Here is a 2,966-nt window from a genome sequence, read left to right as displayed (position 1 = left end):
CTGGTGGAGGTGCGGGACTTCGCGTCCCGCGGCCCCGCGCCGCGCACCCCTGACGGGGAGGGGACGACGGTCGGGGAGACGGACGGGACGACGGCAACGGCGACGCGGCGGACCGCGGGTGGATAGATATAAGCACGAAGCGCTCAGGGGCGGGGCACATTCCGCAGGTTCGATCGCGCCATCTGCAGCATCCGGCCCACGCCGCCGTTCAGGACGATCTTTCCCGCGGAGAGCGCGAAACCGGTCACCATCTCCGCCTTGATCTTGGGCGGGATGGACAGCGCGTTGGGGTCGGTGACGATGTCCACCAGGGCCGGGCCGCGGTGGTCGAAGGCGTCCCGCAGCGCGTCGCGCACCTGCTTGGGCTTCTCCACCCGCACCCCGTACGCGCCGGCCGCGCGGGCGATGGCGGCGTAGTCCGTGGGGTGGTTCGCGGTGCCGTGCGAGGGCAGTCCGGCGACCATCATCTCCAGCTCCACCATGCCCAGCGAGGAGTTGTTGAACAGCACCACCTTCACCGGCAGGTCCTGCTGGACGAGGGTGAGAAAGTCGCCCATCAGCATGGAGAACCCGCCGTCGCCCGACATCGCGACGACCTGGCGGCGGCGGTCCAGGTACTGCGCGCCGATCGCCTGCGGCAGGGCGTTGGCCATCGACCCGTGGGTGAAGGAGCCGATGACCCTGCGGCGGCCGTTGGGCGTGAGGTAGCGCGCGGCCCAGACGTTGTTCATGCCCGTGTCGACGGTGAAGACGGCGTCGGCGTCGGCCTCCTCGTCCAGCACGGAGGCCACGTACTCGGGGTGAATCGGGGTGTGCTTCTCGACCTTGCGGGTGTACGCCTTGACGACCCCCTCCAGCGCGTCGGCGTGCTTCTTGAGCATCTTGTCGAGAAAGCGACGATCGGTCTTGGCCCGCACCCGGGGGGTGAGGCAGCGCAGCGTCTCCCGCACATCGCCCCAGACCGCGAGGTCCAGCTTCGAACGGCGCCCGAGGTGCTCGGGCCGCACATCCACCTGAGCGATCTTCACATCGTCCGGCAGGAAGGCGTTGTACGGGAAGTCCGTGCCGAGCAGGATCAGCAGATCGCACTCGTGGGTGGCCTCGTAGGCCGCGCCGTAGCCGAGCAGTCCGCTCATCCCCACGTCGTACGGGTTGTCGTACTGAATCCACTCCTTGCCGCGCAGGGCGTGCCCCACGGGGGACTTCACCCGCTCCGCGAACGTCATCACCTCGTCGTGCGCCCCGGCCGTGCCGCTGCCGCAGAACAGCGTCACCCGGTCGGCCTCGTCCACCATGCGGGCGAGCGCGTCGATCTCGGCGTCACCGGGGCGGACCGTCGGGCGGGAGGTGACCAGCGCGTGCTCGATCGTGCTCTCCGAGGCGGGCTCGGCGGCCAGGTCGCCGGGGAGCGCCACCACGCCGACGCCGCCGCGCCCGACGGCGTGCTGGATGGCGGTCTGCAGCACCCGGGGCATCTGCCGGCTGCTGGAGACCAGCTCGCAGTAGTGACTGCACTCCTGGAAGAGCCGGTCCGGGTGGGTCTCCTGGAAGAACCCGGAGCCGATCTCACCGCTCGGGATGTGCGAGGCGAGGGCGAGCACGGGGGCCATGGAGCGGTGCGCGTCGTACAGGCCGTTGATCAGGTGCAGGTTGCCGGGGCCGCAGGAGCCGGCGCAGGCGGCGAGCTGCCCCGTGAGCTGGGCCTCGGCGCCGGCCGCGAAGGCGGCGGCCTCCTCGTGCCGCACGTGCACCCAGTCGATGGCGGCGTTCCGGCGGACGGCGTCCACCACGGGGTTGAGGCTGTCGCCCACGACTCCGTACAGCCGCCGCACACCGGCGCGCACCAGCACGTCCACGAACTGCTCGGCCACGGTCTGCTTCGCCATCGACGCGCACGTCCTTTCGGACCTCGGGATCTTCCGGTCGTATCGACCATCTAACCCACGCGTCGCGTTTCACGCCTCCCAGACGGCGGCGGCCGTACGGTCGTCGGCGTACCCCTTCACGCGCAGCTGGACATCGGCCAGGAAGGCCGCCAGCCCCGGCGGGGAGGCGTCCGACCAGCGCTCGGCGAGGCGCGCGGCGAGTTCGGGCTCGCCGGTCAGCGGCTCGGCGAGCCCCTCGCCGCAGAGCAGCAGCACATCGCCCGGGCGGGCGGTGCAGGCCGCGAACCGGAAGGGCTCGGCCGGCGGCTCCGGCGGGGGCGCGGCGTGGGTCACCGGCCCCGGCGGCGGCCCGCTCACCGTGCGGCGTGGCCCGTACGGGGGCGGGCTCGACGTCCTCCCAACGGCCCTGGCGCAGCCGGAAGAGGCCGCCCTCGCCGCCGACCCCGAAGAAGACGCGGGTGCGGCACCGGCTGTCGGCGGGCAGCAGCAGACAGCGCAGCGAGGCGGAGTACTCGCCCGGGTCCAGGCCGAGTTCGGCGGCGCGGGCGCGGAGCCGGCCGTACCCCCGGCCGGTGAGCCGGTGCAGCCCCGACTTGAGCGCGGACCGGCGGCCGGCGCGGATGTCCTCGGCGAGCCGGGCGTGGCTGCGGCCCACGGCCCCGCCGATCCATTCGCACGCCTGCGCGGCGGCCAGGTGGGCGACCTCGGCGGCGCGGGCGCCGCTGGCCATCGCGACCAGCAGCAGGGCGTCCTCGCCCGTGCCGAAGCGGGCGGTGAGCAGGGCCTCGCGGCGGTGCTCGCCCCGGTAGCGGGCGGAGTCGCCGCGCAGCGAGGCGGCGCGCAGCACGAAGGAGCCGTAGGCGGCGCCGTCGAGCACGGTGTCGGGGATCAGCTCCCGGAGGGTGCCGGGGTCCGCCTCGGGCAGGGCGGTGGGTTCCGCCTCGTACGTGGGTGGGCCGTCCCCGACGAAGTCGGCCTCGGCGGGGGGACGGTGGCGGCCGCCGCGGTCGCCGTCGTCGCTGTCGGTGCGGGGGCCGGTGCCGGTGCGGGTGCCGGCGCCGCCGCGGGGGTGCGGGGCGG

General features: G+C 73.8%; 2 protein-coding genes and 1 pseudogene. All 3 read right to left on the bottom strand.

Translation table 11 applies throughout. The annotated features are described in order from the left end of the window. Positions 1-143 precede the first annotated feature (143 nt). Entirely contained in the window at positions 144-1,886 is a 1,743-nt protein-coding gene (locus tag ACSNOD_RS30120) for a pyruvate dehydrogenase (protein WP_436770251.1), read from the bottom strand. 69 nt (positions 1,887-1,955) lie between these two features. Beyond that, on the bottom strand, positions 1,956-2,219 hold the full coding sequence (locus ACSNOD_RS30115) for a hypothetical protein (protein WP_436770252.1): 264 nt from the start codon (positions 2,217-2,219) through the stop codon (positions 1,956-1,958). Positions 2,220-2,334: 115 nt separating this feature from the next. Beyond that, positions 2,335-2,733 (bottom strand): annotated as a pseudogene (locus ACSNOD_RS30110) (protein phosphatase 2C domain-containing protein); the annotation flags it as partial. Positions 2,734-2,966 lie beyond the last annotated feature (233 nt).

This window comes from Streptomyces sp. URMC 123, from assembly GCF_051386515.1.
Classification (GTDB): Bacteria; Actinomycetota; Actinomycetes; order Streptomycetales; family Streptomycetaceae; genus Streptomyces.
The sequence above is the reverse complement of the archived record's forward strand: the minus strand, read 5'-3'. Positions and strand labels throughout refer to the sequence as shown.